Origin of the sequence: Klenkia terrae (assembly GCF_900491935.1) — a bacterium.
GTDB lineage: Bacteria > Actinomycetota > Actinomycetes > Mycobacteriales > Geodermatophilaceae > Klenkia > Klenkia terrae.
In genome coordinates this window covers 1586585-1612979 of sequence record NZ_UEXK01000004.1, presented here as the reverse complement: position 1 = coordinate 1612979, position 26395 = coordinate 1586585, and the positions used below count along the sequence as shown (strand labels likewise).

Genomic DNA, 26395 nt, shown 5'->3' with positions numbered 1-26395 from the left:
CGGCGTGGATCAGCTCAGCTGATCCACGTCCGTCCTGGCTCACCGACGCCGGTGAGCCAGGACGCACGGTGGTGAACCCAGCTGATCCACGCCGCGGGGGCTACTCGCGGGGGCGGACGGGGGCGAGGGCGGGGGCGGCCAGGGCGGNGAGGCCCGCCTGCTGCTGGCCCTGGGCGTGGACGGGCTGATCACCGACAACCCGGAGATCGCCGTCCACGCCCAGGGCCAGCAGCAGGCGGGCCTCGGTGCCGGCCTCGCCCAGGCCGGCCGGGTCGGTGCCGCGGCGCAGGTGGGCGGGCAGGAAGGCGTTCTCCGCCCGGACGGTGAACGGGGCGACGGTCAGGCCGGCCCGGTGCGCCTGCGCGACCAGGTCGGAGACGCCGATCATCATGGCCCGCTCGTCGCGGAGCAGGATGCGGTGCTTGGAGGGGCCGATCCCGGCGGCGTAGGTGCTGATCTCGCGCAGCCCGACCAGCGTCACCTGGTGGTCGTGGTGGGCCTCGTCGCCGATCAGCTGCACCAGGGTGTCGGCCGACCCGAGCCGGGTGCGCACCTCGCGCATGCCGGCGGCGTCGAAGCTCTGCAGCACCACGTCGGGCGCGGCACCCACCTCGGCGCAGACGAGCTCGGCCAGCGGCAGCCCGATGGACGACGACCAGCTCGGGTTCTTCAGCTCGGCCTGCACCCCGATGCCGCGGGCGCGGGCGAGCTCGACCACCTCACCGAGGGTCAGCACGGTGCCCTCGAAGAGCGTGTTGCCCGGGCGCAGGTGCGGCCAGCGCTCGACCGCCCGCAGGGTGCGCAGCTCGGCGAGGGTGAAGTCCTCGGTGAACCAGCCGGTGCACTCCTCGTCGGCGACCTCCTGGGTGCGCCGGCGGTCGGCGAACTCGGGGCGGGCGGCGACGTCGGTGGACAGCGACAGCTCGTTCTCGTGCCGGACGACGAGGGCGCCGTCCCGGCTCACGACCACGTCGGGCTCGATGCGGTCGGCGCCGAGGTCGGCGGCGAGCTCGTAGCCGGCGCGGGTGTGCTCCGGCCGGTGTGCGGCCGCACCGCGGTGGCCGATCACGACGGGCGGGCGCCGGGGCGCCCGGAGGGTGGTGCCGGGGACGGTCTGCAGACCGGTCTCGCGCATGGAGCCCACAACACCCTCCCCAGGTGTCCTGATGGCGAACACCGGCTGACAATCGCCTGGATATGTCAGTACTTCGGTCTGAACAGGGGTTCCGTACACCTGGTGTGCGCAGCATCACTCCCCGGAGGGGTCCGGGAATCCGGTCGACAGCCACGACCGGCGCGGCGGAGCATCCCCGTGTGACCGTCCTGCGACCTCCCGTGCCGGCCTGGGGCACCGCCGCGCCGACCCCGCCGGCGGGCTCCCGGCTGGGCCGGGTCGTGCGGGTGGACCGGGGTCTGCTCACGGTCGCGACCGCGGAGGGCCGGGCGCGGCTGCCGCTGGACCCGCGGCTCCGGGACGACGCGGCACCGGCGGTCGGCGACTGGGTGACCGTGGCCGTGGCCGCCGAGCGGGTCACCGAGGTCCTGCCGCGGCGCAGCGCGCTGACCCGCACCGTGGCCGGCCGCACCTCGGCCGCCCAGGTGCTGGCCGCCAACCTCGACACGGTCCTGGTCGTGGACACCCTGGTCGCGCACGCCCGGGTGCGCCGGATCGAGCGCTTCCTGGCCATGGCGTGGGGCAGCGGGGCCACCCCGCTCCTCGTGCTCACCAAGGCCGATCTGTGCGACGACGTGCCGGCCGCCGTGGCCCGGGTGGCCGAGGACGCCGTGGGCGTGCCGGTGCTCGCCCTCAGCGCGGTGACCGGCGACGGGCTGGCGGAGCTGCGCGCCCGGCTGGCCCCCGGCCGCACCTGCGCGGTCGTCGGGCCGTCGGGCGCGGGCAAGTCGACCCTGCTGAACGCGCTGGCCGGCGGTGCGCGGGCGACCACCCACGAGATCCGGGCCGACGGCCGCGGCCGGCACACCACGACCGCCGCGGAGCTGCACGTGCTGCCCGGCGGCGCCCTGCTGGTGGACACCCCCGGGCTGCGCGAGCTCGAGCTGGCCGACGACGAGGGCCTGGACGCCGCGTTCGCCGACGTCGCGGAGCTGCTCACCGGCTGCCGGTTCCGGGACTGCGGCCACGGCGGAGAACCCGGCTGCGCCCTGGCCGCCGCGCTGGCCGACGGCCGCCTGGACCCCGCCCGGTACCGCGCCTGGCGCAGGCTGCGCGCCGAGGCGGAGCGGACCAGGCAGCGCAGGGCCGACCGCGGTGCCGCCCGCCGCGGCGGGGCCGGGCAGAGACGGTGAACCGGCCGCGCCGCCCCCGGTAGCGTCCAGCCCCATGCGCGTGCTGGTGATCGGATCCGGAGCCCGGGAGCACGCCCTGTGCGTGGCCCTCCACGACGACCCCGCGGTCACCGCCCTGGCCTGCGCCCCGGGCAACGCGGGCACCGCGGCGATCGCGGAGACGCACCCGGTCGCCGCCGCCGAGCCCGCCGACGTGGCCTCGCTGGCCACGGCGTGGCGAGCCGACCTGGTCGTGGTCGGACCCGAGGTGCCGCTGGTCGCCGGCGTGGCCGACGCCGTCCGCGACGCCGGCATCGCCTGCTTCGGGCCCAGTGCGCAGGCCGCGCAGATCGAGGGCTCCAAGGCCTTCGCCAAGCACGTGATGACCGCGGCCGGCGTCCCCACCGCGCGGGCCTGGCCGGTCGGCGGCCAGGCCGAGCTGCACACCGCCCTCGACGAGGTCGCCGAGCTCAACGCCCCGGGCAGCCCGTACGTGGTCAAGGACGACGGCCTGGCCGCCGGCAAGGGCGTCGTCGTCACCACCGACCGCGCCGCCGCCGAGGCCCACGGGCTGGCCGTGCTCGCCGACGGGCACTCCGTGCTCGTCGAGGAGTACCTGGACGGCCCGGAGGTCTCGCTGTTCGCCGTCACCGACGGGACGACGGTGCTGCCGCTGGTCCCGGCCCAGGACCACAAGCGGCGCGACGACGGGGACGGCGGCCCGAACACCGGCGGCATGGGCGCCTACGCCCCGCTGGACTGGGCGCCGGCCGGCCTGGTCGACGAGGTGCTCGCGACGGTGCTGCAGCCGACGGTGGACGAGATGGCCCGCCGCGGCGAGCCGTTCAGCGGCCTGCTCTACGCGGGGTTGGCGCTGACCTCTCGCGGCACCCGGGTGGTGGAGTTCAACGCCCGCTTCGGCGACCCGGAGACCGAGGTCGTGCTGCCGCTGCTGCGCACGCCGCTGGCCGGGCTGCTGCTGGCCGCCGCCACCGGCACCCTGGCCGACCACCCGCCGCTGGAGTGGTCACCCGGCGCCGCGGTGACCGTGGTCGTGGCCGCCCCGGGGTACCCGGAGTTGCCGCGCACGGGCTCGCCGATCACCGGGGCCGACGGCGAGGGCGTGCTGCACGCCGGCACCCGGCTGGCCGCCGACGGCAGCGTGCACAGCGCCGGCGGGCGGGTCCTCGCGGTGACCGCGGTCGGCACCGACCTGGCCGACGCCCGCCGGATCGCCTACGAGCGGGTCGCCGGCGTCGGGCTGGCCGACGCGCACTGGCGCACCGACATCGGCCTGGCCGCCCAGGAGGGCCGGATCACCGTCTGAGCCCTACCTGCGGTTGGCCACCGCCGCGCGGTGCCGGCGGGTGTCCGGCTCCGGGGGACGCCGGCCCTGGTGCCGCCGGGACAGGTACGTGCCGGCCACGTTGGCGCAGGCGATCACCGGGACGGCGATGAGCGCCCCGAAGATGCCGGCGATGAGCAGGCCGGCGGCGATGCCGAGCACCACGGCCAGCGGGTGCACCGACACCGCGCGGCCCAGCAGCAGCGGCTGCAGGACGTGGCCCTCCAGCTGCATGATCAGCACGATGATGCCCAGCGCGATCAGCGCCTTGACCGGCCCGACCGCGACCAGGGTGACCAGCACCGCGACCGATCCGGCCAGGAACGACCCGATGATCGGGATGAAGGCGCCGAGGAAGACCAGCGCGGCCAGCGGCACCACCAGCGGGGTGCCCAGCAGGGTCAGCCCGATCCCGATGAAGACGGCGTCGAACGCGGCGACCGCGACGGTGGCCCGGACGTAGGAGATCAGCGTCCGCCACGCGCGGCGGGCGGCCTCGTCGACGTAGGCCGCGGAGTTGACCGGGGTCAGCCCGACGAACCAGAGCCAGATGTCGCGGCCGTCCATCAGCAGGAAGAACAGCGTGAACAGGGCCAGCGCGAAGCCGGTGAGCACCTCGCCGAGGGTGGCCGCGGTGGTCAGCGCACCGGCGGTGAGGGTGTCCCGGTTGTTCACCAGGGCGTCCTGGGCGCTGGTGATCGCGTTGGCGATGATGTCGTTGAGCTGGTTCTGCGACACCGGGAAGTTGTCCACGACGAAGGTCTGGATCTGGTCCAGGCCCTCGCCGACCTGCGAGGCGAGGTCGTCGTAGCCGGCGGCGAACTGCTCGACGACGAGCGTGACGATGCCGGCGACGACGCCCAGGCCGACCAGCAGCATGAGCGTGGCGGCCCCGGCGCGCGGCCAGCCGTGCCGGACCAGGAAGGCCGCGCCGGGCTGGAGCAGGGCGGCCAGCAGCAGCGCCACGATCACCGGCACGACGACGACGGCGACGTAGGCGGCGCCCATCAGCAGGAGGTACAGCGCGGCGCCGACCGCGATCGCCCGCCAGGACCAGGCCGCGGCGACGCGCAGGCCGTTGGGCACCTCGGCCGCAGCCTCGGTCGGCTCCTCCGGACCGAGCAGCGAGCCACGGCTGCGGTCCCGCCCGGGGGCGGGGGGTGCTGAACCTGGTGCCGGCGGACCGCTGACGCCGTCCACGACGTCGGCGTCCGGGGCGTCGGGGTGCGGGCTGCCCGCGGGGTGCTCGTCGGCCGGGTCCGGCGCCGAGCTGCTCCCGGTCGGTGCGCCGGCCCCGGCGGCCGGGCGGTCGGGGGTGGTGGTGCGCCCGGCGGCGGCCGTGGCCGAGGACTCCCCGGTCCGGGGCGCCGGGTGGGCGTCCGGGACGTGCTCGACCACGGCGCGGCTGCCGTCGTCCATCAGGAGGACCGTGCCCTCGGGCAGCGCGTGCGGGTCGTGCTCGCGGGCCGCCCTGATGCGTTCGCGAGCCCGGTCGGTGAGGTGGCGGGCACGGTTCAACACGGAGGACCTCGAAGGTGCCGGGCCCGGTGGGGCGGTGGTGGGACGGGTGTGGTGCGGAGCGAGGACAGCGTGCGGGAAGATGTCCCGCGTGCTGCTTCGACACGACCTGGTACCCGCATGATCGACCGCTACACCCTGCCCGAGATGGGGGCGGTCTGGAGCGAGCAGCACAAGTACGAGCTGTGGTGCCGGGTCGAGACCCTCGTCCTCGAGGCGCACGCCGCCGCGGGGCGGGTGCCCGCCGACGTCGTCGAGCCGGTGCGGGCCGCCCCGGCCCCCACGCCGGAGGCCGTCGCCGAGATCGAGGCGACCACCCAGCACGACGTGATCGCCTTCCTGTCGGCCTGGGCGGACAACACCGAGCCGCGCAGCGCCGCCGCCTACGTCCACCACGGCATGACCAGCTCTGACCTGCTGGACACCGCCCTCGCCGTCCAGCTCACCGACGCGACCGACGTCCTGCTGGCCAAGGCCGACCGGCTGGTCGCCGCGCTGCGCGACCACGGGCTGGCCCACCGGAACACGCTCAAGGTCGGCCGCACGCACGGCGTGCACGCCGAGCCCGACGTCTGGGGCCACCGGGTCGCCGACCTCGCGTTCGCCGCGGCTCGCTCCCGCGACCGCCTGCGGACGGCGCGGACCGCGGTCGGCGTGGTCGCCATCTCCGGCGCGGTCGGCACCTACTCGCTGATCGACCCCGAGGTCGAGCGGACCGTCGCCCGGGCCCTGGACCTGCGGGCCGCCGACGCCTCCACCCAGGTGGTGCTGCGCGACGGCATCAGCGAGTGGGTCTCCGCGCTGGCGATCATCGCCACGGTCTGCGAGGCGATCGCGCTGGAGGTCCGGCACGGCCAGCGGACCGAGGTGCGCGAGCTGTCGGAGGCGTTCGGGTCGGGCCAGAAGGGCTCGAGCGCGATGCCGCACAAGAAGAACCCGATCCGCTCCGAGCGCATCGCCGGCCTGGCCCGGGTCGTGCGCGCGGCGATCGTGCCGGTCATGGAGGGCATCCCGCTGTGGCACGAGCGCGACATCTCGCACTCCTCCACCGAGCGGGTCTTCCTGCCCGACGCCTCGATCACCACCGACTACCTGCTGGACCTCACCGCCGGCCTGGTCGAGAACCTGGTCGTGGACGCCGAGCGGATGCGGGCCAACCTGGACTCCACCGGCGGGCTGATCTACACCTCCGCGGTGCTGCTGGAGCTGGTCGAGGCCGGCATGGGCCGCGAGCAGTCCTACGCCCTGGTGCAGGGCGCGGCGATGCAGACCTGGCAGACCGGCACCCCGTTCCGGGAGACCCTGCGGGCCCGGGCGGCCGCCGACGGGGTCGCGCTGGACGAGGCCCGGCTGGACGACATCTGCCGGCCCGAGCGGTACGTGGCGAACCTCGACCCGCTGTTCGAGCGGCTCGCGGCGCTGTCGTGACCCTCGACCTGCCGCTCGTGGCCCGCGGCAAGGTGCGGGAGGTCTACGACGCGGGGGAGGACCGGCTGCTGCTGGTCGCCTCGGACCGCATCTCGGCCTACGACCACGTGCTGCCCACCCCGATCCCGGACAAGGGCGCGGTGCTGACCCGGCTGTCGGTGTGGTGGTTCGACCAGCTCGCCGACGTGCTCGCCGCGTTCGGGGCCACCCACCACCTGCTCAGCGCCACGGACGTGCCGGCCGAGGTGGCCGGCCGGGCGATGCTGGTCCGCCGGCTGGAGATGGCGCCGGTCGAGTGCGTGGCCCGCGGCTACCTGTCCGGCTCGGGCACCGTGGAGTACCGCCGGACCGGCGCGATCGTGGACGTCGAGCTGCCGGCCGGCCTGGTCGAGGGCTCCCGGCTGCCGCAGCCGGTCTTCACCCCGTCCACCAAGGCCGAGGTGGGCGAGCACGACGAGGCGATCTCCTTCGCGCGCACCGTGGAGCTGGTCGGTGCGGACCAGGCCGAGCGGCTGCGCGACCTGACGCTGGCGCTGTACCGGCGCGGCCACGAGGTCGCCCAGCAGGCCGGCATCGTGCTGGCCGACACCAAGTTCGAGTTCGGCGTGGCCGGGGACGCCCTCGTGCTCGCCGACGAGGTGCTGACCCCGGACTCCTCGCGCTTCTGGCCCGCGGTCACCTGGTCACCGGGCGCCGTGCAGCCCTCCTACGACAAGCAGTTCGTGCGGGACTGGCTGACCTCGTCGGGGTGGGACCGGCAGTCCCCGCCGCCGGAGCTGCCCGCCGACGTCGTCGCGGCGACGCGGGAGCGCTACGTGGCGGCCTACGAGGCGCTGACCGGCTCCTCGTTCGACTGAGCAGGCTCGGGCTCGGGCTCGGGCTCGGGCTGCGGCTCGGGCTCGGGCTGGGGACCGGCCGGGACGTCGTCCTCCGGTGCGGCGGCCAGGATGAAGTCGCGCAGCCGGCGCCGGTCGGTGTCCAGGTCTCCGGTCAGGTAGACCCGGACGTCGCGGGTGCCGTCGGGCAGCAGCCCGGACCGGACGACGGTCACCGGGACGGCGGTGCGCTCGCCGGCCACCAGCACGGCCAGGTCCCCCTCCGTCCCGGGCTCGGGCAGCGGATGGGTGGCGAGGTCGGCCGGCGGGAAGCTCAGCCGGACGCCGGCGACGCTGATGTCCACGGTCTCGCCGGCCAGCCGGACGTCGTCGACGACGAGCACCGCGGGCAGCGCGACGGTGTGCCGCGGCACCGCGCGCCGGGTGCCCTCGTCGGCCGGTGCCACCGGGATCAGCCGCCAGTCCGGGCGGCCGCCCACGGGGGTGACCACATCGGCCACCTGGTAGGTCCGGGTGCGGACCTTGCCGCGGGAACCCCAGGACACCTGCAGCATCGCGCCGAGGGCGACCCGGGCGCGTCGGCCCGAGCGGGACAGCGGGACCTCGGCGACCAGCTCGTGCTCGCTGGAGGCGCCGGCGGTGCTGGTCAGGGGCACCCCCTCGAGCACCACGTGGAGCACCGAGCCGCGCTCGGGGCGGTCCTGGCCGAAGACGTCGTTCACGGTCGCGTGTCCCGTCCGTTCACCGGGTCGCGCGCCGCGCGAGCTCGAGGGCGGTGGTGGTGCGCAGCCGGCTGCGGACCTCGTCGGAGAGGTCCTCGAAGGCCACGCGCAGCTGACGGCGTCCGTCGGCCAGTCGGCTGCGGTGCACGACCCGGCAGCGCAGCTCGACCCGGGTGCCGTCCAGCGCGATGGCGAGGACGGCCCGCTCGCCGGTGTCGGGCAGCGGGTGCGCGACGTCGCCGAAGCCGGCGGTGGGCTCGGCCGGGAAGATGACCCGCAGGCCGCCCTCGCTGAGGTCGGCGGTCTCGCCCAGCAGCAGCCCCGAGGGCATGGCGAGCCCGACCGGGACGTGCAGCGGGGCGCGAGGGGTGGCGCGCCGGTCGCCGTCGACGGCCGAGCCGACCGGGCGCAGCCGCCAGGTGGGTACTGTCCCGCCCCGCACGTCGACGATCTGGTAGGGCCGGCAGCGGACCGGGACCTCGACCGGGCTCCACCAGACCGACACCTCGGCGCCCAGGGACAACCGGACCCGCCGGCCGGAGGCGTCGACCCCGACCTCGAGGACCAGCTCCTGCTCCAGGCTGCTCTCCACCTGGCTGTGCGCGGGTGCGGTCGACCCGCCGGTCACCACCTCGACGGTGGAGCCGCTCTCGGGCCGGGACAGGCCGGTGGTCTGCACGTCGTTCACGTCCCTGCTCCGTCCTGCTCCGCTGCGCCGACATGGCGTTCTCGGGGGGACCATCGGCAGGACCGACCCGGAATCGCGTCGAGACGAGGTCTTGCCGCCGGCGGGGCCGCGGTGGGTCCGTTCACGCGGTGTTGGAGGTGACGGGGGTGCCCCGCCAGTTCGTCGCGAACACCGGGGTGACGATGTAGGTCAGCGCGCCGCCGAGGCCCAGCAGGCTGCCGGTGTCCACGCAGGACGTGACGGTCAGGAGGGCGTCGCAGGCGCCCGAGCCCGGCGTGCGGGTCGGTGTGCCGAGGAGCGGGGTGACGTATCGGGCCACCTCGTACCCGCGGACCGGGACCCCCTCCACGGCCACCGCGGTCCAGGACACCGCCACGGTGAAGCCGAGGGTGCCGTCGGTCCGCTTTGCGGTGACCGTCCCCACCGAGGGGATCGTCGCGGCGGCCACGGACGTCGAGCTGCCGATGGCCGTCGACGCCTCCCACGACGCCCGGGATGCGGTGGCACCGCCGACGAGCAGGACCGCGGTGGCCACCACGGCGGCGAGGGGGCCCCACGGGAGTCGGCTCACAGCGAGGTGCCTGAGAGCGTCACCGGCACGGTGAAGGTCGCTCCGGCGCAGCCGCTGGGGGCGTCGGCCCTCATGTAGACCGCGCCGGTCAGGACGACGGCGGCGCTGGTGGAGTTGGCGGCCACCACGATGGCGGCGGCGCCGGAGCGGTTGATCGACGCCACCACGGGCAGCACGTTCCCCGCGGGGCAGGCCGCCGTGTCCGTGGCGACCCCGTTGCCCAGGGTCAGGGTGGTGAGCGAGACCGGGTAGGGGTTGGCGTTGGTGATGGTGAACCCGATCGTCCCCGTGGCCGGGTTGGCGTACGTCGTCCCGGTCCGCGGGAAGATGGGGTTGAGCTGGGGCACCGCGGTGACGGTGAGGTCCACGGGGGTCACGGCGCGGGCCTGCGTGGAACCGCCGCCCGTCGCGCTCCACGCCGCCCAGGCGACCCCGGTGCCGCCGAGGAGCAGGGCGAGCGCGGTCGCCAGGACCACCACCCGGCCCGCCCCCCGGCGGCCGGTGGACCGGCGGTGCCGTCCGCTCACGGCCGTACCCCTCCCTGCCGGAGACGTCCGCGCCGCACGTCAGGCGGGGATGGTCGTGCCCGTGGCGGTGACCGGCACCGTGAACACCGCCCCCTTGCAGCCCTCGGCGGCGGTGGGAAGCATCGTCACCGCCAGGGGCAGCGAGAGCACCGCGCTGTTCGAGTTGGCCAGGACGTCGAGGGTCAGCCCGGTGATCGTCGTCTGGGGCAGCGTGATGTTGCTGGCTGGGCAGCTGGACGAGCTAGTGGTGGGGGTCCCCAGGGTCACCGACGTGACCCGCACCGTGAAGGCGTTGTCGTTGGTGATCGTGCCGGCGAGCGCGGCCGCCCCGCCCGGGTAGAGCACCGAGGACGCCGGGGTGGTGGCGGCGACGGTGAAGTTCACCGTCGTCCCGGCCACGCCGCTGACGGCGCCGGTGCCGGTGACCATCCAGGCCGCGAAGGCCACGCCGCCGCCCAGCATGGCGACGATGATCAGGGCGACGACGCCGGAGCGCTTGCGCAGGTTCACTGGACTCCCTCGGACCGCGGTGCACCGGAACTGGGTCGTCCGGTCATGACACCCGGGGTATCGGCAGCAGTGGTTCCGAAACCAAGTCGAACGGCGAAGTCGCCGCGAGCGATCCGGCCCACCCGGCCGCGCACCGGGGAAGGGCCTGCTCGGGCCCCGGTACCCTCGTCGCGTGCCCCGTGTCGTGGTCGACGTCGTCCTGAAGCCCGAGATCTCCGACCCCCAGGGACAGGCCGTGCTCGGCGCCCTGGGCCGGCTGGGCCACCAGGGGGTGACCGGCGTCCGGCAGGGCAAGCACTTCGTCCTCGACGTCGAGGGCACCCCGGACGAGGCCGAGCTCCGCCAGATCGCCGAGACCCTGCTGGCCAACCCGGTCATCGAGGACGTCGAGCTGCACCTGACGGAGAGCTGACGTGCGCATCGGGGTGGTGACCTTCCCGGGCTCGCTGGACGACGTCGACGCCGCCCGCGCGGTCCGGCTGGCCGGCGGCGAGGCCGTGCCGCTGTGGCACGCCGACGACGACCTGGGCGCGGTGGACGCCGTCGTCCTGCCCGGTGGCTTCTCCTACGGCGACTACCTGCGCGCCGGGGCCATCGCGGCCCGCCAGCCGCTGGTGCGGGCGGTCGTCGACCGGGCCCGCGCCGGCATGCCGGTGCTGGGCATCTGCAACGGGTTCCAGGTGCTCTGCGAGGCCGGCCTGCTGCCCGGCGCGCTGACCCGCAACTCCCACCTGCACTTCCGCAACCGCGACCAGGGCCTGCGCGTCGAGCGGGCCGACACGGCGTGGACGTCGTCCTACGCCACCGGCCAGACGATCGTCGTCCCGGTCAAGAACGGCGAGGGCCGCTACGTCGGCGCCGACGCCGACCTGGACGCCCTCGAGGGCGAGGGCCGGGTCGTCGTCCGCTACGTCGGCGGCAACCCCAACGGGTCCTCCCGCGACATCGCCGGCGTGACCAGCGCCGACGGCCGGGTCGTCGGGCTCATGCCGCACCCCGAGCACGCGGTCGAGGACCTCACCGGTCCCTCCACCGACGGGCTGGGCTTCTTCACCTCCGTGCTCCAGGGAGCCGTCTCCGCATGACCGTCGACACCGTCACCCGCGCCGGGGGCACCCCGGACGAGGAGCAGCCCTGGCGCGAGCTGGGCCTCCGCGAGGAGGAGTACGGCCGGATCCGGGAGATCCTGGGCCGCCGCCCGACCACCGCCGAGCTGGCGATGTACTCGGTGATGTGGAGCGAGCACTGCTCCTACAAGTCCTCCAAGGTGCACCTGCGCCGGTTCGGCGACCTGCCGCGCAGCGAGGCCCTGCTGGTCGGCATGGGCGAGAACGCCGGCGTGGTCGACGTCGGCGACGGCTACGCGGTCACCTTCAAGGTCGAGTCGCACAACCACCCCAGCTACGTGGAGCCCTACCAGGGCGCGGCGACCGGGGTCGGCGGCATCGTCCGCGACATCCTCACCATGGGCGCCCGCCCGGTCGCGGTCATGGACTCGCTGCGCTTCGGCCGGGCCGACGCCCCCGACACGGCGCGGGTGCTGCCCGGCGTGGTGGCCGGCGTGGGCGGCTACGGCAACTGCCTGGGCCTGCCCAACATCGGCGGCGAGCTGCTCTTCGACGACTGCTACATCGGCAACCCGCTGGTCAACGCGCTGTGCGTCGGCGTCATGAAGCACGCCGACGTCCGGCTGGCCAAGGCCGAGGGCGTGGGCAACAAGGTCGTGCTCTTCGGTGCCCGCACCGGTGGCGACGGCATCGGCGGCGTCTCGGTCCTGGCGTCGGAGACCTTCGACGCCGACGGCCCGGCCAAGCGGCCCTCGGTGCAGGTCGGCGACCCGTTCACCGAGAAGCTGCTGATCGAGGCGTGCCTGGAGATCTTCGCCGCCGACCTGGTCACCGGCATCCAGGACCTCGGCGGCGCCGGCCTGTCCTGCGCCACCTCCGAGTTGGCCGCCGCGGGCTCGGGCGGCATGCGGATCGACCTGGACACGGTGCCGCTGCGCGACTCCACGCTGACCGCCGCCGAGATCCTGATGAGCGAGTCCCAGGAGCGCATGTGCGCGATCGTCGAGCCGGGCAAGGTCGAGGAGTTCCTCGCCGTCTGCCGGAAGTGGGACGTGCTGGCCACGGTCATCGGTGAGGTCACCGACGGCGACCGCCTGCTCATCGACTGGCACGGCGAGCGGATCGTCGACGTCCCGCCGCGCACGGTGGCCCTGGACGGCCCGGTCTACGAGCGACCGATGGCCCGCCCGGCCGACCTGGACGCGCTGCAGGCCGCCGTCCCCCCGGCGGAGTCCACCGACCTGCGCGCCGACTGGCTGGCCCTGGTCGGCAGCCCGGACGGCTGCGACAAGTCCTGGGTGACCGAGCAGTACGACCGCTACGTGCAGGGCAACACGGTGCTGGCCCAGCCCGAGGACGCCGGCGTCGTCCGCATCGACGAGACCAGCAACCGGGGCATCGCGCTGGCGCTGGACGGCAACGCCCGGTTCGCCCGGCTGGACCCCTACACCGGCGCGCAGCTGAACCTGGCCGAGGCCTACCGCAACGTCGCTGTGTCCGGCGCGGTCCCGCTGGCGGTCACCAACTGCCTGAACTTCGGGTCCCCCGAGGAGCCCGAGGTCATGTGGCAGTTCGCCGAGGCCGTCCGCGGCCTGGCCGACGGCTGCCGCGCGCTGGGCCTGCCGGTCACCGGCGGCAACGTGAGCCTCTACAACCAGACCGGCGACGTGCCGATCAACCCGACCCCGGTCATCGGGGTGCTCGGGGTGCACGCCGACGTCCGGCAGCGCGTGCGCGGCGGCTGGACGACGGCGGGGGAGACCCTGCTGCTGCTCGGGGAGTCCCGTCCGGAGTTCGGCGGGTCGGCCTGGGCCTCCGTCGTGCACGGCCACCTCGGGGGCCTGCCCCCGCGGCTCGACCTGGACGCCGAGCGCGCGCTGGGCGGGCTGCTCGCGTCGCTGGCCGCCGACGGGCTGGTGTCCTCCGCGCACGACCTGAGCGACGGCGGCCTGGCGCAGGCGCTGACCGAGTCCGCGCTGCGGTACGGGGTCGGCGCCACCGTGTCGGTCGACGGTGACCCCACGGCCGCGCTGTTCGGCGAGTCCGTGGCCCGCGCCGTGGTCACCACCGCCGACGCCGCCGCGGTGCTCGCCGCGGCGCAGGCGGCCGGCGTCCCGGTGACCGAGCTCGGCACCACCGGCGGCGACGCGCTCGTCGTCGAGGGCCTGCTCGAGCTGCCGCTCGACGAGCTGCACACCGCCTGGTCGACGACGCTGCCCACGCTGTTCGACACCCCCGAGGCCGTGGTCGGCTCCGTCCCGGCGGGCGCCGTCCCGACCAGCTGATGGCCGGGACGCCGCCGATCCCGGCCGAGGCGCTGCGCGAGGCCCTGGCGCCGTGCCTGCCCTGGCTGCGCGGGGAGGCCGACCAGCCGGCCCGCGCGGTGCTCGGGGCGGCGGTGAAGACGACGGCGCGCTGGCTGGCGCAGCAGGTCCCGGGGCGGTCGGTCGAGGTCCGGGTGCCCCCGCACGTGGCCGTGCAGTGCATCCCGGGGCCCCGGCACACCCGCGGCACCCCGCCCAACGTCGTGGAGACCGACGCGGCCACCTGGCTGCGGTTGGTGGCAGGCCTGCAGACCTGGGACGAGGCAGTGGCCGCGGGCCGGGTGGCCGCCAGCGGCAACCGCGCCGACCTAGCCGTTGTCCTCCCGTTGCGGCCCTTCCGCGCCGGCCCCCCCGCCTGACACGACGACGCCCCGCCCACCGCGGGGGTGGACGGGGCGTCGGTGCCGGTCGGGTCAGCCGGTGAACAGCGCGCTGGCGGTGCGGATGGTCTGCACCAGGCCGTACAGCAGCGGGATCACCACCAGCGCCCAGGCGACGACGATGAGGGCCATCGGGGTGCTGCTGCGCTCGGGTGAGCTCATCGGGCGGCGCTCCGTTCCGGGGTGGGGGAGGTCTGGGACTTCGGCTCGTGCCACTTGCTCGCGACCGGCTTGACCAGCAGGTTCGCCACGAACCCGACGGCGAGCAGGCCGACCATGATGAACAGCGCGATCCGGTAGTCCCCGGCGACGAGCTCACCGGGGGTGCCCTGGGTGTCCAGGACGCCGTTGACGATCAGCGGGCCGGCGACACCGGCGGCCGACCAGGCGGTGAGCAGCCGGCCGTGGATGGCGCCGACCTGGTAGGTGCCGAACAGGTCGCGCAGGTAGGCCGGGATGGTGGCGAACCCGCCGCCGTAGAAGCTGATGATCAGCGCGGCCAGCAGCACGAACAACCACACGGCCGAGCTGCCGACGGTGGCCAGCGCGACGTAGAGCAGCAGCCCGACGCCGAGGTAGACCATGTAGATGCCCTTGCGGCCGATGACGTCCGACGTCGAGGACCAGACGAACCGGCCAGCCATGTTGAACAGCGACAGCAGGCCGACGAAGCCGGCCGCGGCCGCGGCGGTGACCAGCGAGGCGTCCCCGTCGCGGAAGAAGTCCTGCACCATCGGGCTGGCCTGCTCGAGGATGCCGATGCCGGCCGTGACGTTGCAGAACAGCACGATCCACAGCAGCCAGAACTGCGGGGTCTTGATCGCATTCGCCGCCGAGACGCTGTCGGTGGTGACCAGCGCCTTGCTCTTCACCGTCGAGGGGTCGAAGCCGTCGGGCTTCCAGCCCTCGGCGGGCACCCGGACGATCGCGGCGCCGAACATCATGAAGACCAGGTAGACCAGGCCGAAGGTGACGAACAGCAGCGCGACCGCGGACCCGCTGGGGGTGGTCGCGGCGGTGCCGTCGTAGCTGGAGTCGTAGAGGCTCATCAGCTGGCGGGACAGCGGGGTCGCGATGAGCGCGCCACCGCCGAAGCCCATGATCGCCATGCCGGTGGCCAGGCCCGGGCGGTCCGGGAACCACTTGATCAGCGTGGAGACCGGCGAGATGTAGCCGATCCCCAGCCCGATCCCGCCGAGGACGCCGTAGCCCAGGTAGAGCAGCCACAGCTGGTTCGTGGCGATGCCCGCGGCGCCGACCAGGAAGCCGACCGACCAGAAGCAGGCGGAGGTGAACATGGCGGCGCGGGGACCGTTGCGGTCCACCCACGTGCCGAACAGCGCCGCCGACAGACCCAGCATCACGATGGCGATCGAGAAGATGGCGCCGATCGCGGTGAGCGAGGACTCGAAGTCGGCCACCAGGGCGGCCTTGTAGACGCTCGTCGCGTAGACCTGCCCGATGCACAGGTGGACGGCGAGGGCCGCCGGCGGGATCAGCCAGCGGTTGAAGCCCGGCTTCGCGACGATGCGGTCGCGGGCCAGGAAGCCGGGAACGGCCACGGTGGGTCCTCCTGTCCGGGGTCGACCCCCGGGTGAGCTGGGCGCCCGCTGTGTGACGCGGGCCATGCCGGGGGGACGGTAGTGCGGGGTGCAACCGTTCGCGCGGCGAACGAGACCTCGCCGTGATCGTCCGCAGGGCGGAAGCCGTCGGACCGCCGTCGGACCCCACCCATAGGCTGCGGTGCATGCCGTACGAGGTGCAGGGCGTCGTCGCCCTCAGCAAGGGAGCCCCCGTCAGTCTCGAGACGATCATCGTCCCCGACCCCGGGCCGGGTGAGGCGGTCGTGGACGTGCAGGCGTGCGGGGTCTGCCACACCGACCTGCACTACCGGGAGGGCGGGATCAACGACGAGTTCCCGTTCCTGCTCGGCCACGAGGCCGCCGGCGTGGTCTCGGCCGTGGGCGAGGGCGTGGAGAACGTCGCCGTCGGTGACTTCGTCATCCTCAACTGGCGCGCGGTGTGCGGGAAGTGCCGGGCGTGCGCCAAGGGCAAGCCCTGGTACTGCTTCGACACCCACAACGCCACGCAGAAGATGACGCTCAAGGACGGCACCGAGCTGTCCCCGGCGCTGGGCATCGGCGCGTTCGCCGAGAAGACCCTCGTCCACTCCGGGCAGTGCACCAAGGTCGACCCGGCCGCCTCCCCGACCGCCGCCGGCCTGCTGGGCTGCGGCGTGATGGCCGGCGTCGGTGCCGCGATCAACACCGGTGGCGTGGGCCGCGGGGACACCGTGGCCGTCTTCGGCTGCGGCGGGGTCGGCGACGCCGCGATCGCCGGTGCCCGGCTGGCCGGCGCGGCGAAGATCATCGCCGTCGACCTGGACGACCGGAAGCTCGAGTGGGCCAAGGGCATGGGCGCCACCCACACCGTGAACTCCAAGGAGACCGACGCGGTCGCCGCGATCAAGGAGCTCACCGGCGGGTTCGGCGTCGACGTCGCCATCGACGCCGTGGGCCACCCGGCGGTCTACCAGCAGGCGTTCGACGCCCGCGACCTCGCCGGCACCGTCGTCCTGGTCGGCGTGCCGAACCCGACGATGGAGATCACGCTGCCGCTGATCGACGTCTTCGGCCGCGGCGGTGCGCTGAAGTCCTCCTGGTACGGCGACTGCCTGCCCAGCCGGGACTTCCCGATGCTCATCGACCTGTACCTGCAGGGCCGCTTCGACCTCGACGCGTTCGTCTCCGAGACCATCGGCATCGGCGACGTCGAGGCCGCGTTCGAGAAGATGCACCACGGCGACGTGCTGCGCTCGGTGGTGGTCTTCTGATGCCGGCGCGCATCGACAAGACCGTGGTCAGCGGCGTGTTCAGCCTCGACGGCCAGGACTTCGACGTGGACAACAACGTCTGGCTGGTCGGCGACGACGAGACCGTGCTGGTCATCGACGCCCCGCACGACGCCGCCCCGATCCTGGCGGCGGTCGGCGGTCGCACCCTGGGCGCGATCGTGCTGACCCACGGGCACAACGACCACATCACCGCCGCGGTCGCGCTGCGCGAGGCCACCGGCGCCCCGATCTGGTTCAACCCCGAGGACCGGATGCTCTGGGACGTCGTGCACCCCGACGCCGCCCCGGACCACGACCTGGTCGAGGGCACCACCTTCGACGTCGCCGGCACCCAGCTCGTGGCCATGCACACCCCGGGCCACTCCCCGGGCAGCACCTGCCTCTACGCCCCCGAGCTGGACACCGTCTTCACCGGCGACACCCTGTTCTGCGGCGGGCCCGGTGCCACCGGGCGCTCGTACAGCGACAAGCCGACGATCCTGAACTCCATCCAGGAGCGGCTGCTCACGCTGCCCGGCGAGACCGTGGTCAAGACCGGGCACGGCGACGACACGGTCGTCGCCGACGAGGTCGACAACATCCACTGACGTGGATGCACCCCGGCCCCGCATCGGGACGTCCGGGTGGAGCTACGACCACTGGGACGGCGTCCTCTACCCACCGGGGACGCCGTCCCGGGACCGGCTCGCGCGCTACGTCGCCGAGTTCGACACCGTCGAGCTGAACGCGTCGTTCTACCGCTGGCCGCGCGACACCACCTTCGCCGGCTGGCGCTCCCGGCTGCCCGAGGGCTTCGCGATGAGCGTCAAGGCCGCCCGCGGGCTCACCCACGCCAAGCGGCTGCTGGACCCGGAGACCTGGATCGGCCGGATGGCGGCGGGCTGGCACGAGCTCGCCGACCGCCGCGGCGTGCTGCTGGTCCAGCTGCGCCCCGACCACCATCGCGACGACGACCGGCTGGCCTGGTTCCTGGCCCACCTGCCGCCCTGGCTGCGGGTGGCGGTCGAGCTGCGGCACCCCACCTGGCAGCACGACGACGTGTTCGACCTGCTCGCGCGGCACGGGGCGGCCTACTGCGTGGTCAGCGGCGCCGGCATCCCCTGCGTGCTGCGGGTGACCGCGCCGTTCGCCTACGTGCGGTGGCACGGACCCGACCACGAGCACCTCTACGCCGGCTCGTACAGCGACGAGGACCTGCACTGGTGGGCCGACCGGATCCGGGAGTGGCGGGGCACCGAGGGGGTCGGCTACTTCAACAACGACGGCGAGGGGCACGCCGTCCGCAACGCCCGGCGGCTGCGCGAACTGCTGGGGTGAGCTGAGGTTCACGCGTCGGGGGCTGGTGCGTCCACCTGGCCCCGGTACCCTCGCAACCGTGCCTCGCGGTGATGGACGGCTGACGCACGACCTCGACCCCCAGGATGCCGGACCCCAGGACGCCTGCGGCGTCTTCGGTGTCTGGGCACCGGGGGAGGAGGTCGCGAAACTGACCTACTTCGGTCTCTACGCCCTGCAGCACCGGGGTCAGGAGGCCGCGGGCATCGCGGTCTCCGACGGTGCCTCGGTGGTGGTCTACAAGGACCTCGGGCTGGTGAGCCAGGTCTTCGACGAGTCGACCCTGAGCAGCCTGCGCGGCTTCCTGGCCGTCGGGCACACCCGGTACTCCACGACGGGCGCCTCGACCTGGGAGAACGCCCAGCCGACGTTCCGGACGACGGGGTCGGGGACCGGCATCGCGCTGTGCCACAACGGCAACCTGGTGAACACCGCCGAGCTGGCCAGCCGGGCCGCCGACGAGGGCGTCTCCGGTGCCTTCTCCTCGACCACCGACTCCGACATCGTCACCGCGCTGATCGCGGCGAAGCAGGACCTGTCGGTCGAGGCCGCGGCGATGCAGGTGCTGCCGCTGCTGCGCGGGGCGTTCAGCTTCACCTTCATGGACGAGACGACGCTCTACGCCGCCCGCGACGCCCAGGGCGTCCGGCCGCTGGTGCTGGGCCGGCTCGAGCGCGGCTGGGTCGTGGCCAGCGAGACCGCGGCGTTGGACATCGTCGGCGCCTCCTACGTCCGCGAGGTCGAGCCCGGCGAGCTGATCGCCATCGACGAGGACGGCCTGCGCTCCCAGCACTTCGCGCCCGCCTCGCCCAAGGGCTGCGTGTTCGAGTACGTCTACCTGGCCCGCCCGGACACCACGATCTCCGGCCGCGGCGTGCACGCCGCGCGGGTCGAGATCGGCCGCCGGCTGGCCAAGGAGCACCCGGTCGAGGCCGACCTGGTCATCCCGGTGCCGGAGTCGGGCACCCCGGCCGCCGTGGGCTACGCCGAGGCCTCGGGCATCCCCTACGGCCTGGGCCTGGTGAAGAACTCCTACGTGGGCCGCACGTTCATCCAGCCCAGCCAGACCATCCGGCAGCTGGGCATCCGGCTCAAGCTCAACCCGCTGCGCGACGTCATCCGCGGCAAGCGGCTGGTCGTCGTGGACGACTCGATCGTGCGCGGCAACACCCAGCGCGCGCTGATCCGCATGCTGCGCGAGGCCGGCGCCGTCGAGGTGCACGTGCGGATCGCCTCGCCGCCGGTGAAGTGGCCGTGCTTCTACGGCATCGACTTCGCCTCGCGGGCCGAGCTCGTGGCCAACGGCCTGGACGTCGACGGCGTCCGCGCCTCGATCAACGCGGACTCGCTGGGCTACGTCAGCGAGGCCGGGATGATCGCGGCCACCGAGCAGCCGGCCAACCGGCTGTGCTCGGCCTGCTTCACCGGGGAGTACCCGATCCCGCTGGGCGAGCCCGAGGTGCTGGGCAAGCACGTGCTGGAGGGCATCACCCGGCGCACGCTGCCGGTGCTCGACGACGTCGACCGGGAGGCGGCCCGCGCCGTCAGCGGGTGGACCGGTCAGCAGGCCGGCAGCCCCAGCACCTCCGGTGGCGCCGACGACGCGCTGCGCCGCCCGTGACCGGCGGCTTCACCTACGCGGAGTCCGGCGTCGACATCGACGCCGGCGAGCGCGCCGTGACGCTGATGAAGAGCGCGGTCGAGGCCACCAACCGGCCCGAGGTGGTCGGCGGCCTCGGCGGGTTCGCCGGGCTGTTCGCGCTGGACACCCAGAAGTACCGCAAGCCCCTGCTGGCGTCGTCCACCGACGGCGTCGGCACGAAGATCGCCCTGGCCCGGCAGCTGGACCGGCACGACACCGTGGGCATCGACCTGGTCGCCATGTGCGTCGACGACCTGGTGGCCTGCGGCGCCGAGCCGCTGTTCCTGCAGGACTACGTGGCCTGCGGCAAGGTCGTCCCGGAGCGGATCGCCGCGATCGTCACCGGCATCGCCACCGGCTGCCGGCTCGCCGGTGCCTCGCTGGTCGGCGGGGAGACCGCCGAGCACGGCGACCTGATGGACGCCGACGAGTACGACCTGGCCGCCACCGCGGTCGGCGTGGTCGAGGCCGACGCGGTGCTGGGCCCCGAGCGGGTGCGCAGCGGGGACGTCGTCGTCGCGATGGCGTCCTCGGGGTTCCACTCCAACGGCTACTCCCTCGTCCGCCGGGTGGTCGCCAGCGCCGGGCTGGACCTGCACGCCACCCCGGCCGGGCTGGACCGGGAGCTGGGCGCGACGCTGCTGGAGCCGACCCGGATCTACGCGCTGGACTGCCTGGCCCTGGTCGCCGAGCTGGGTGTCGACGCGGTGCACGCCTTCGCGCACATCACCGGGGGCGGGCTGGCCGCCAACTCCGGGCGCGTCGTCCCCGACGGCCTGGTGGCCGTGCTGGACCGCTCGACCTGGGCGCTGCCCGCGGCGGTGCAGCTCATGGAGGCCCACGGCGTGCCGCGGGGCGAGTCCGAGCGGGCGTTCAACTGCGGCGTCGGCATGGTCGCCGCCGTCGCCCCCGAGGCCGCCGACCGCACGGTCGCCCTGCTCACCGACCGCGGCGTGCCCGCGTGGGTCGCCGGGGAGATCGGTCCCCGCGGCGACGTGCAGGCCGTGCCCAGCCGTCTGGTCGGTTCCTACCGCTGACAGCACGACGACACCGCCGTCCCGGGGGACGACGGTGTCGGCAGTGTGTTCGTCGGCAGTGCGGTGGTGCGTTGCTGTGCCCGGCGGCGCAGCGGATCAGCGACTGGCTGCCCAGTCGTCGTCCGCTTCGTCGTCGATCCACCTCGAGGCGATGTCGTCCTCGTCGTCGTCCTTCGCCACCGGGGTGGTGTAGGTCGACGGCTGACCACCGAGTTCCCGCTGCAGAGCAGTCAGGTCGGTGGATGGTGAGCTGTACTTGAGCTCACGGGCCACGCGTGTCTGCTTGGCCTTCGCTCGGCCGCGCCCCATGGCTCGACCCCCTCGTTACGGAGTGGCGGGCGTCCAGCACTGGGCTTGGACGGCCCGTGTGGCGACCCCGACTGAGTGATTGTGTCCGAGGAGGAGCTTACGTCACGGATCGGGGCTCGGCACACGTCCGACCCGCGCGTCCCCCGGACGGGCTGGTCAGAGCGGCCCGGAGTGAGGTGGATCTCAGCCCGGACGGGGCAACCGGATGGTCGCCAACCGGCCGACGGACCGGATCCGGTCCTCGGCGAGCCGGTCGGCGGCGACCGCGGGGGAGACCCCGTCGGCGTCGGCGGCGGCGAAGACCCGGAGGGCGACGTCGAAGATCGTGGTCGCCTTGGCCTCGGCCCGGGCGAAGGAGAAGCCGTGCCGCTCGTCCTCGACCTGGATGACCCCGCCGGCGTTCACCAGGTAGTCCGGGGCGTAGAGGATGCCGCGGTCGGCCAGCAGCTGGGCGGTGCCCTCGTGGGCCAGCTGGTTGTTGGCGCCGCCGCACACGATCTCCGCCGGCAGCACGGCGACGGTCTCGTCGTCCAGCGCGCCGCCGAGGGCGCAGGGCGCGTAGACGTCGTGCGGGGTGCGCACGAGCTCAGCGGTGTCGGCGGCGGTGCGGACGCCGGGGTGCTTGGCCACCACCCGCTGCACCGCGGTCGGGTCCACGTCGGTGACGACGACCGCGGCGCCGTCCTCGACGAGGGAGTCGACCAGCCAGGAGCCGACCTTGCCGACCCCGGCGACGGCGACGGTGCGCCCGGCCAGCGACGGCGAGCCCCACCGGTGCTGCGCCGCGGCCCGCATGCCCTGGAAGACGCCGAACGCGGTGAGCACCGAGGAGTCGCCGCAGCCGCCGTGGGCCAGCGAGCGGCCGTGCGCGAAGCGGGTCTCGCGGGCCACGACGTCCAGGTCGGCGTTGTAGGTGCCCACGTCGCAGGCGGTCAGGTACCGGCCGCCGAGGGACTCGACGAACCGGCCGTAGGCGCGCAGCAGGGCCTCGGTCTTGTGCACCGCGGGGTCGCCGATGATGACGCCCTTGCCGCCGCCGAGGTCCAGGCCGGCCAGGCTGTTCTTGTAGGCCATGGCCTTCGACAGCGCCAGCGCGTCGGTGACCGCGGCCTCCTCGGAGGCGTAGGGGAAGAAGCGCGTGCCGCCCAGGGCGGGGCCGAGGGCGGTGGAGTAGATGGCGATCACCGCCCGCAACCCGGACTCCGGGTCGGCGCAGAAGACGACTTGTTCGTGACCGGAGGCGAGGACGTCCACGCCCGTGACACTACGAGCCGCCCCCGTGCCAGGCTGGTACCCGACACCAGGAGGAACACGATGGGCTCGGTCGAGGGCACCCCCGACGTCGTCGCGGGGCTGGAGCTCGACCGGACCAGCCCGGTGCCGCTGTACCGCCAGGTCGCGCGATACCTCGAGCAGGGCATCGCCTCGGGTCGGCTGCCGCCGGGCACCCGGCTGGACAACGAGGTCGCGCTGGCCGACTCGCTCGGGCTGTCCCGGCCGACCCTGCGCCAGGCCATGCGCTACCTGGTGGAGAAGGGGCTGATCGTCCGCCGCCGGGGCGCCGGCACCCGGGTCGGCCAGCCGCTGGTGCTGCCGGCGCCCGAGCCGACCAGCAGCTTCGACGAGCTGGTGCGGGCCGACCAGGACCCGGTCACCCGGGTGCTCTCGCTGGACGTCGGCCCGGTCGACCCGGAGATCGCCCGCGCGCTGGCCATCCCCGAGGGGATGGACGCGGTGACCGTGGTGCGGCTGCGCTCGGCGGGCAGCGCGCCGATCGCCCGGCTGACCAACTGGCTGCGGGTCGGCCTGCTGGAGCTCGGCACCGAGGAGCTGGAGCGGACCGGGCTGTACGCGCTGATCCGGTCCTCGGGGATCGTGCTGCACTCGGCCAAGCAGGTCATCGGCGCGCGGGCGGCGACCGAGTCGGAGGCCGACCTGCTGGACGAGCAGGTGGGCGGGGTGCTGCTGACGATGGAGCGCACGTCCTACGACCGGTACGGCACCCCGGTGGAGTTCGGCCGGCACGTCTACGTGGCCGGTCGGTACAGCTTCGAGATGAGCCTGCTCACCCCCTGAGAGCGGGGCGTGCCGGCGTCCGGCGGCGAGGCATACATACTCATCCACTGGTATGCCCGGTCGCGGGCGCTGTTGCAACGAGAGGCACCACCACCATGCGCATCACCCGATCGGCCGGCGTCCTCGCCGTCGCCGGTGTCCTGGCCCTGAGCGGCTGCAGCGGCACCGGCCAGGAGGACACGTCGTCCTCGGACTCCGGGTCGGTCGACCTGGACATCGCCGTCATCACCCACGGCGCGCCCGGCGACTCCTTCTGGGACGTCGTCCGCTCCGGCGCCGACCGCGCGGCCGACGACCTGGGCATCACCGTCGACTACAACAGCGACCCCGACCCGACCCGGCAGGCCGAGCTGATCGACAACGCCGTCTCCCAGGGCGTCGACGGCATCGTGGTGTCGATGGCCAACCCCGACGGGCTGCGCGACTCGGTCGAGGCCGCCGTCGCCGCCGGCATCCCGGTCATCACCATCAACTCCGGGCAGGGCCAGTCGGCCGAGTTCGGCGCGATCACCCACGTCGGCCAGGACGAGACCACCGCCGGCCAGGCGGTCGGCACGCGCCTGAACGACGAGGGCCAGACCGGCAAGGTGCTCTGCGTCATCCACGAGGCCGGCAACGTGGGCCTGGAGGACCGCTGCTCCGCGGTCGCCGCCACCTACGGCGGTCAGGTCGAGAACCTGCAGGTCGACGGCACCGACACCGCCCAGGTGCAGGACACCATCCTGTCCAAGCTGCAGTCCGACCCCGACGTCGGCGTGGTGCTCGCGCTGCAGGGCCAGGTCGCGGTCGCCGCGGTCGCCGCCCAGGGCGACGCCGGCACCTCCGCGGAGATCGACACCTTCGACATCTCCTCCGACGTGACCGACGCGATCACCGCCGGGGACATCACGTTCGCCGTCGACCAGCAGCCCTACGTGCAGGGTTACCTGCCGGTCTCCTTCCTCTACCTCTTCGCGACCAACGGCAACGTGGTGGGCGGTGGCCAGCCGGTCAACTCCGGCCCGGCCTTCATCACCCAGGACAACGCCGCCGAGGTCGCCGAGTTCGCCGCCAACGGCACCCGATGAGCACGGTCGCCCCGACCCGGGACGTCGACGGACCGCCGGCCCCCACCGGGCGGGTCACCCGCGTCCTGCGTCGTCCCGAGGTCGGGGCGGCGGTCGCCGCGCTGGCGATCCTGATCTTCTTCACCGCCGTCGCCGACCAGTTCCTCACGCCCTCGGGCGTGGGCACCTGGCTGAACTCGGCGTCCCGGTTCGGGATCATGGCCGTGGCGGTCGCGATGCTGATGATCGGCGGGGAGTTCGACCTCTCCGCCGGCGCGATGACCGGGGCCACCGGGCTGCTCGTCGGCGTCACCACCACCGGCTTCGGGCTCAACGTCTGGGTCGCGGTGCTGCTGGCGCTGGTCGTCGCGCTGGCCATCGGCGCGCTCAACGGCGTGCTGGTGGTCCGCACCGGGTTGCCCAGCTTCATCGTCACCCTCGGCACGTTCTTCGTGCTCCAGGGGCTGGACCTCGCACTGGTGAAGCTGGTCTACGGCCAGGTCGCGGTGCAGGGCTTCGCCAAGGTGCCGAACTTCGACTCGGTCCGGCCGCTGTTCGGCGGCGTGATCGAGGTGGGCGGGGCCAGCATCTCGGTCTCGGTGCTGTGGTTCCTCGCGGTCACCGCGGTCGCGACGCTGGTGCTGCTGCGCACCCGGGCCGGCAACTGGGTCTTCGCCGTCGGCGGGGCGCAGGACAGCGCCCGGGCGACCGGCGTCCCGGTGGCCCGGACCAAGATCGGCCTGTTCATGACCACGGCCGCGGCGGGCTGGCTGGTCGGCATGATCAGCCTGTTCCAGTCCTCGACCGTGCAGTCCTCGACCGGCGTCGGCGACGAGTTCATCTACATCATCTGCGCGGTGGTGGGCGGGTGCCTGCTCACCGGCGGGTACGGCTCGGCGGTCGGTGCGGCGCTGGGTGCGCTGATCTACGGGATGACCCGGCAGGGCGTGGTCTACGCCGGCTGGGACAGCAACTGGCTCTACGCCTTCCTCGGCGTGATGCTGCTGGCCGCGGTGCTGGTGAACAACTGGGTCCGCACGAGAGCGGAGCGCATGCGATGACGACCGACACGACCGCGCCGCTCATCGAGGTCACCGACCTGGGCAAGACGTACGGGTCGGTGGTCGCGCTGCGCGGGGTCACCACGACCGTGCGGGCCGGCCAGGTGACCTGCGTGCTGGGCGACAACGGCGCCGGCAAGTCCACCTTCATCAAGATCCTGGCCGGGGCGCACGAGCACTCCGAGGGCACGTACCGGGTCGACGGGGTGGAGCAGCACATGTCCAGCCCGCGCGACGCGCTGGCGCTGGGCATCGCGACGGTCTTCCAGGACCTGGCCGTCGTCCCGCTCATGCCGGTGTGGCGGAACTTCTTCCTGGGCTCCGAGCTCCGGAAGGGCCCGTTCGGGATGCTGGACGTCGGCCTGATGAAGCAGACGGCGAAGGACGAGATGGCCGCCATGGGCATCGACCTGCGCGACGTCGACCAGCCCATCGGCACGCTGTCCGGCGGCGAGCGGCAGTGCGTGGCCATCGCGCGGGCGGTGCACCTGGGTGCCCGGGTGCTGATCCTGGACGAGCCGACCGCGGCCCTGGGTGTCCGGCAGTCCGGGGTGGTGCTGCGCTACATCGCGGCGGCCCGGGAGCGCGGTCTGGGAGTGGTCTTCATCACCCACAACCCGCACCACGCCTACCCGGTGGGTGACCGGTTCCTGGTGCTCCGCCGGGGTCGCAGCATCGCGGAGCGGGAGAAGGCCGAGGTCAGCCGGGACGAGCTGACCACGCTGATGTCCGGCGGGGCCGAGCTCGACGCCCTCGCGCACGAGCTGGAGCGCGATCCCCTCCTCGGCTGACGGGGGATTCAAGCTGCTCCGGTTCCGTGTCGATGGGAGTGG

Annotated in this window: 28 protein-coding genes; 17 read left to right on the top strand and 11 right to left on the bottom strand. The window is 74.0% G+C overall.

Annotated features, from left to right (window positions below):
• Positions 1-100 precede the first annotated feature (100 nt).
• Complete coding sequence (locus LFA75_RS08385) at positions 101-1135, bottom strand: glycerophosphodiester phosphodiesterase family protein (protein WP_225233190.1); 1035 nt, start codon at positions 1133-1135, stop codon at positions 101-103.
• A 179-nt stretch (positions 1136-1314) separates the two neighbouring features.
• Here LFA75_RS08385 and rsgA point away from each other — a divergent pair, with 179 nt between their 5' ends.
• Positions 1315-2307, top strand: coding sequence for a ribosome small subunit-dependent GTPase A (gene rsgA, locus LFA75_RS08380; protein WP_225233189.1), 993 nt, complete (start codon positions 1315-1317; stop codon positions 2305-2307).
• A gap of 34 nt (positions 2308-2341) precedes the next feature.
• Positions 2342-3613 (top strand): phosphoribosylamine--glycine ligase, encoded by a 1272-nt coding sequence (gene purD / locus LFA75_RS08375; protein WP_225233188.1) that lies wholly within the window; start codon positions 2342-2344, stop codon positions 3611-3613.
• Between the two features lie 3 nt (positions 3614-3616).
• On the opposite strand, the gene LFA75_RS08370 is transcribed toward purD, so the two are convergent.
• Positions 3617-5152 carry an AI-2E family transporter gene (locus tag LFA75_RS08370; protein WP_225233187.1) on the bottom strand — a complete coding sequence of 512 codons (1536 nt, stop codon included), beginning with the start codon at positions 5150-5152 and terminating at the stop codon, positions 3617-3619.
• Between the two features lie 117 nt (positions 5153-5269).
• On the opposite strand from LFA75_RS08370, the gene purB reads away from it, so the two are divergent.
• Both purB and LFA75_RS08360 read left to right on the top strand, forming a co-directional pair.
• Positions 5270-6577 carry an adenylosuccinate lyase gene (gene purB / locus LFA75_RS08365; RefSeq protein WP_225233186.1) on the top strand — a complete coding sequence of 436 codons (1308 nt, stop codon included), beginning with the start codon at positions 5270-5272 and terminating at the stop codon, positions 6575-6577.
• The gene (locus LFA75_RS08360) at positions 6574-7434 is read left to right on the top strand and encodes a phosphoribosylaminoimidazolesuccinocarboxamide synthase (RefSeq protein ID WP_225233185.1); all 861 of its coding nucleotides are present in this window, start codon (positions 6574-6576) and stop codon (positions 7432-7434) included. The genes purB and LFA75_RS08360 overlap by 4 nt, the downstream gene beginning before the upstream one ends.
• Here LFA75_RS08360 and LFA75_RS08355 read toward each other — a convergent pair.
• The 5 genes from LFA75_RS08355 to LFA75_RS08335 form a co-directional block, all read right to left on the bottom strand.
• Positions 7401-8135 carry a PilZ domain-containing protein gene (locus LFA75_RS08355; RefSeq protein ID WP_225233184.1) on the bottom strand — a complete coding sequence of 245 codons (735 nt, stop codon included), beginning with the start codon at positions 8133-8135 and terminating at the stop codon, positions 7401-7403. The genes LFA75_RS08360 and LFA75_RS08355 overlap by 34 nt on opposite strands.
• A 19-nt stretch (positions 8136-8154) precedes the next feature.
• On the bottom strand, positions 8155-8823 hold the full coding sequence (locus tag LFA75_RS08350; protein WP_225233183.1) for a PilZ domain-containing protein: 669 nt from the start codon (positions 8821-8823) through the stop codon (positions 8155-8157).
• A 121-nt stretch (positions 8824-8944) separates the two neighbouring features.
• Positions 8945-9394 carry a hypothetical protein gene (locus LFA75_RS08345; protein ID WP_225233182.1) on the bottom strand — a complete coding sequence of 150 codons (450 nt, stop codon included), beginning with the start codon at positions 9392-9394 and terminating at the stop codon, positions 8945-8947.
• Entirely contained in the window at positions 9391-9921 is a 531-nt protein-coding gene (locus tag LFA75_RS08340) for a hypothetical protein (protein WP_225233181.1), read from the bottom strand. Before LFA75_RS08340 ends, LFA75_RS08345 begins: the two co-directional genes overlap by 4 nt.
• 39 nt (positions 9922-9960) lie before the next feature.
• On the bottom strand, positions 9961-10431 hold the full coding sequence (locus LFA75_RS08335; RefSeq protein ID WP_225233180.1) for a hypothetical protein: 471 nt from the start codon (positions 10429-10431) through the stop codon (positions 9961-9963).
• 172 nt (positions 10432-10603) lie between these two features.
• On the opposite strand from LFA75_RS08335, the gene purS reads away from it, so the two are divergent.
• Genes purS through LFA75_RS08315 form a run of 4 tightly spaced genes read left to right on the top strand, consistent with a single transcriptional unit; the run spans position 10604 to position 14181 of the window.
• Positions 10604-10843 (top strand): phosphoribosylformylglycinamidine synthase subunit PurS, encoded by a 240-nt coding sequence (gene purS / locus LFA75_RS08330; protein WP_225233179.1) that lies wholly within the window; start codon positions 10604-10606, stop codon positions 10841-10843.
• Position 10844: 1 nt separating this feature from the next.
• Positions 10845-11516, top strand: coding sequence for a phosphoribosylformylglycinamidine synthase subunit PurQ (gene purQ, locus LFA75_RS08325; protein WP_225233178.1), 672 nt, complete (start codon positions 10845-10847; stop codon positions 11514-11516).
• The gene (gene purL / locus LFA75_RS08320) at positions 11513-13783 is read left to right on the top strand and encodes a phosphoribosylformylglycinamidine synthase subunit PurL (protein WP_225233177.1); all 2271 of its coding nucleotides are present in this window, start codon (positions 11513-11515) and stop codon (positions 13781-13783) included. Before purQ ends, purL begins: the two co-directional genes overlap by 4 nt.
• Positions 13783-14181 (top strand): sterol carrier family protein, encoded by a 399-nt coding sequence (locus tag LFA75_RS08315; RefSeq protein ID WP_225233176.1) that lies wholly within the window; start codon positions 13783-13785, stop codon positions 14179-14181. Before purL ends, LFA75_RS08315 begins: the two co-directional genes overlap by 1 nt.
• 54 nt (positions 14182-14235) lie before the next feature.
• Here LFA75_RS08315 and LFA75_RS23810 read toward each other — a convergent pair whose 3' ends face one another.
• Both LFA75_RS23810 and LFA75_RS08310 read right to left on the bottom strand, forming a co-directional pair.
• Positions 14236-14364, bottom strand: coding sequence for an MFS transporter small subunit (locus LFA75_RS23810; protein ID WP_263639364.1), 129 nt, complete (start codon positions 14362-14364; stop codon positions 14236-14238).
• Positions 14361-15764 carry an OFA family MFS transporter gene (locus tag LFA75_RS08310; protein ID WP_225233175.1) on the bottom strand — a complete coding sequence of 468 codons (1404 nt, stop codon included), beginning with the start codon at positions 15762-15764 and terminating at the stop codon, positions 14361-14363. The genes LFA75_RS23810 and LFA75_RS08310 overlap by 4 nt, the downstream gene beginning before the upstream one ends.
• A gap of 185 nt (positions 15765-15949) precedes the next feature.
• On the opposite strand from LFA75_RS08310, the gene LFA75_RS08305 reads away from it, so the two are divergent.
• The 5 genes from LFA75_RS08305 to purM are packed head-to-tail and all read left to right on the top strand — an operon-like array spanning position 15950 to position 21070.
• Complete coding sequence (locus LFA75_RS08305) at positions 15950-17035, top strand: S-(hydroxymethyl)mycothiol dehydrogenase (protein WP_225233174.1); 1086 nt, start codon at positions 15950-15952, stop codon at positions 17033-17035.
• Complete coding sequence (locus LFA75_RS08300; protein WP_225233173.1) at positions 17035-17643, top strand: MBL fold metallo-hydrolase; 609 nt, start codon at positions 17035-17037, stop codon at positions 17641-17643. The genes LFA75_RS08305 and LFA75_RS08300 overlap by 1 nt, the downstream gene beginning before the upstream one ends.
• 1 nt (position 17644) lies before the next feature.
• The gene (locus LFA75_RS08295) at positions 17645-18373 is read left to right on the top strand and encodes a DUF72 domain-containing protein (protein WP_225233172.1); all 729 of its coding nucleotides are present in this window, start codon (positions 17645-17647) and stop codon (positions 18371-18373) included.
• Positions 18374-18431: 58 nt separating this feature from the next.
• Positions 18432-20012, top strand: coding sequence for an amidophosphoribosyltransferase (gene purF / locus LFA75_RS08290; RefSeq protein ID WP_225233171.1), 1581 nt, complete (start codon positions 18432-18434; stop codon positions 20010-20012).
• Positions 20009-21070 (top strand): phosphoribosylformylglycinamidine cyclo-ligase, encoded by a 1062-nt coding sequence (purM, locus tag LFA75_RS08285; protein ID WP_225233170.1) that lies wholly within the window; start codon positions 20009-20011, stop codon positions 21068-21070. Before purF ends, purM begins: the two co-directional genes overlap by 4 nt.
• Positions 21071-21166: 96 nt before the next feature.
• On the opposite strand, the gene LFA75_RS08280 is transcribed toward purM, so the two are convergent.
• Together LFA75_RS08280 and LFA75_RS08275 are read right to left on the bottom strand one after the other, a co-directional pair.
• Complete coding sequence (locus LFA75_RS08280; RefSeq protein ID WP_225233169.1) at positions 21167-21379, bottom strand: DUF3073 domain-containing protein; 213 nt, start codon at positions 21377-21379, stop codon at positions 21167-21169.
• Between the two features lie 183 nt (positions 21380-21562).
• Positions 21563-22633, bottom strand: a complete 1071-nt coding sequence (locus tag LFA75_RS08275) for a Leu/Phe/Val dehydrogenase (RefSeq protein ID WP_225233168.1) — start codon at positions 22631-22633, stop codon at positions 21563-21565.
• A 60-nt stretch (positions 22634-22693) separates the two neighbouring features.
• Here LFA75_RS08275 and LFA75_RS08270 point away from each other — a divergent pair, with 60 nt between their 5' ends.
• From LFA75_RS08270 to LFA75_RS08255, 4 genes are all read left to right on the top strand, one after another.
• Complete coding sequence (locus LFA75_RS08270) at positions 22694-23455, top strand: GntR family transcriptional regulator (RefSeq protein WP_225233167.1); 762 nt, start codon at positions 22694-22696, stop codon at positions 23453-23455.
• A 95-nt stretch (positions 23456-23550) separates the two neighbouring features.
• On the top strand, positions 23551-24522 hold the full coding sequence (locus LFA75_RS08265) for a substrate-binding domain-containing protein (protein WP_225233166.1): 972 nt from the start codon (positions 23551-23553) through the stop codon (positions 24520-24522).
• On the top strand, positions 24519-25562 hold the full coding sequence (locus tag LFA75_RS08260) for an ABC transporter permease (protein ID WP_225233165.1): 1044 nt from the start codon (positions 24519-24521) through the stop codon (positions 25560-25562). Before LFA75_RS08265 ends, LFA75_RS08260 begins: the two co-directional genes overlap by 4 nt.
• Entirely contained in the window at positions 25559-26353 is a 795-nt protein-coding gene (locus LFA75_RS08255) for an ATP-binding cassette domain-containing protein (protein WP_225233164.1), read from the top strand. The genes LFA75_RS08260 and LFA75_RS08255 overlap by 4 nt, the downstream gene beginning before the upstream one ends.
• Positions 26354-26395 lie beyond the last annotated feature (42 nt).

Excerpts from the sequence above, each read along its gene's own strand:
- purD (WP_225233188.1), top strand. The coding sequence starts at position 2,342 with ATGCGCGTGCTGGTGATCGGATCCGGAGCCCGGGAGCACGCCCTGTGC.
- purB (WP_225233186.1), top strand. The coding sequence starts at position 5,270 with ATGATCGACCGCTACACCCTGCCCGAGATGGGGGCGGTCTGGAGCGAG.
- purL (WP_225233177.1), top strand. The coding sequence starts at position 11,513 with ATGACCGTCGACACCGTCACCCGCGCCGGGGGCACCCCGGACGAGGAG.
- LFA75_RS08315 (WP_225233176.1), top strand. The coding sequence starts at position 13,783 with ATGGCCGGGACGCCGCCGATCCCGGCCGAGGCGCTGCGCGAGGCCCTG.
- LFA75_RS23810 (WP_263639364.1), bottom strand. The coding sequence starts at position 14,364 with ATGAGCTCACCCGAGCGCAGCAGCACCCCGATGGCCCTCATCGTCGTC.
- LFA75_RS08305 (WP_225233174.1), top strand. The coding sequence starts at position 15,950 with ATGCCGTACGAGGTGCAGGGCGTCGTCGCCCTCAGCAAGGGAGCCCCC.
- LFA75_RS08300 (WP_225233173.1), top strand. The coding sequence starts at position 17,035 with ATGCCGGCGCGCATCGACAAGACCGTGGTCAGCGGCGTGTTCAGCCTC.
- LFA75_RS08280 (WP_225233169.1), bottom strand. The coding sequence starts at position 21,379 with ATGGGGCGCGGCCGAGCGAAGGCCAAGCAGACACGCGTGGCCCGTGAG.
- LFA75_RS08270 (WP_225233167.1), top strand. The coding sequence starts at position 22,694 with ATGGGCTCGGTCGAGGGCACCCCCGACGTCGTCGCGGGGCTGGAGCTC.
- LFA75_RS08265 (WP_225233166.1), top strand. The coding sequence starts at position 23,551 with ATGCGCATCACCCGATCGGCCGGCGTCCTCGCCGTCGCCGGTGTCCTG.
- LFA75_RS08260 (WP_225233165.1), top strand. The coding sequence starts at position 24,519 with ATGAGCACGGTCGCCCCGACCCGGGACGTCGACGGACCGCCGGCCCCC.
- LFA75_RS08255 (WP_225233164.1), top strand. The coding sequence starts at position 25,559 with ATGACGACCGACACGACCGCGCCGCTCATCGAGGTCACCGACCTGGGC.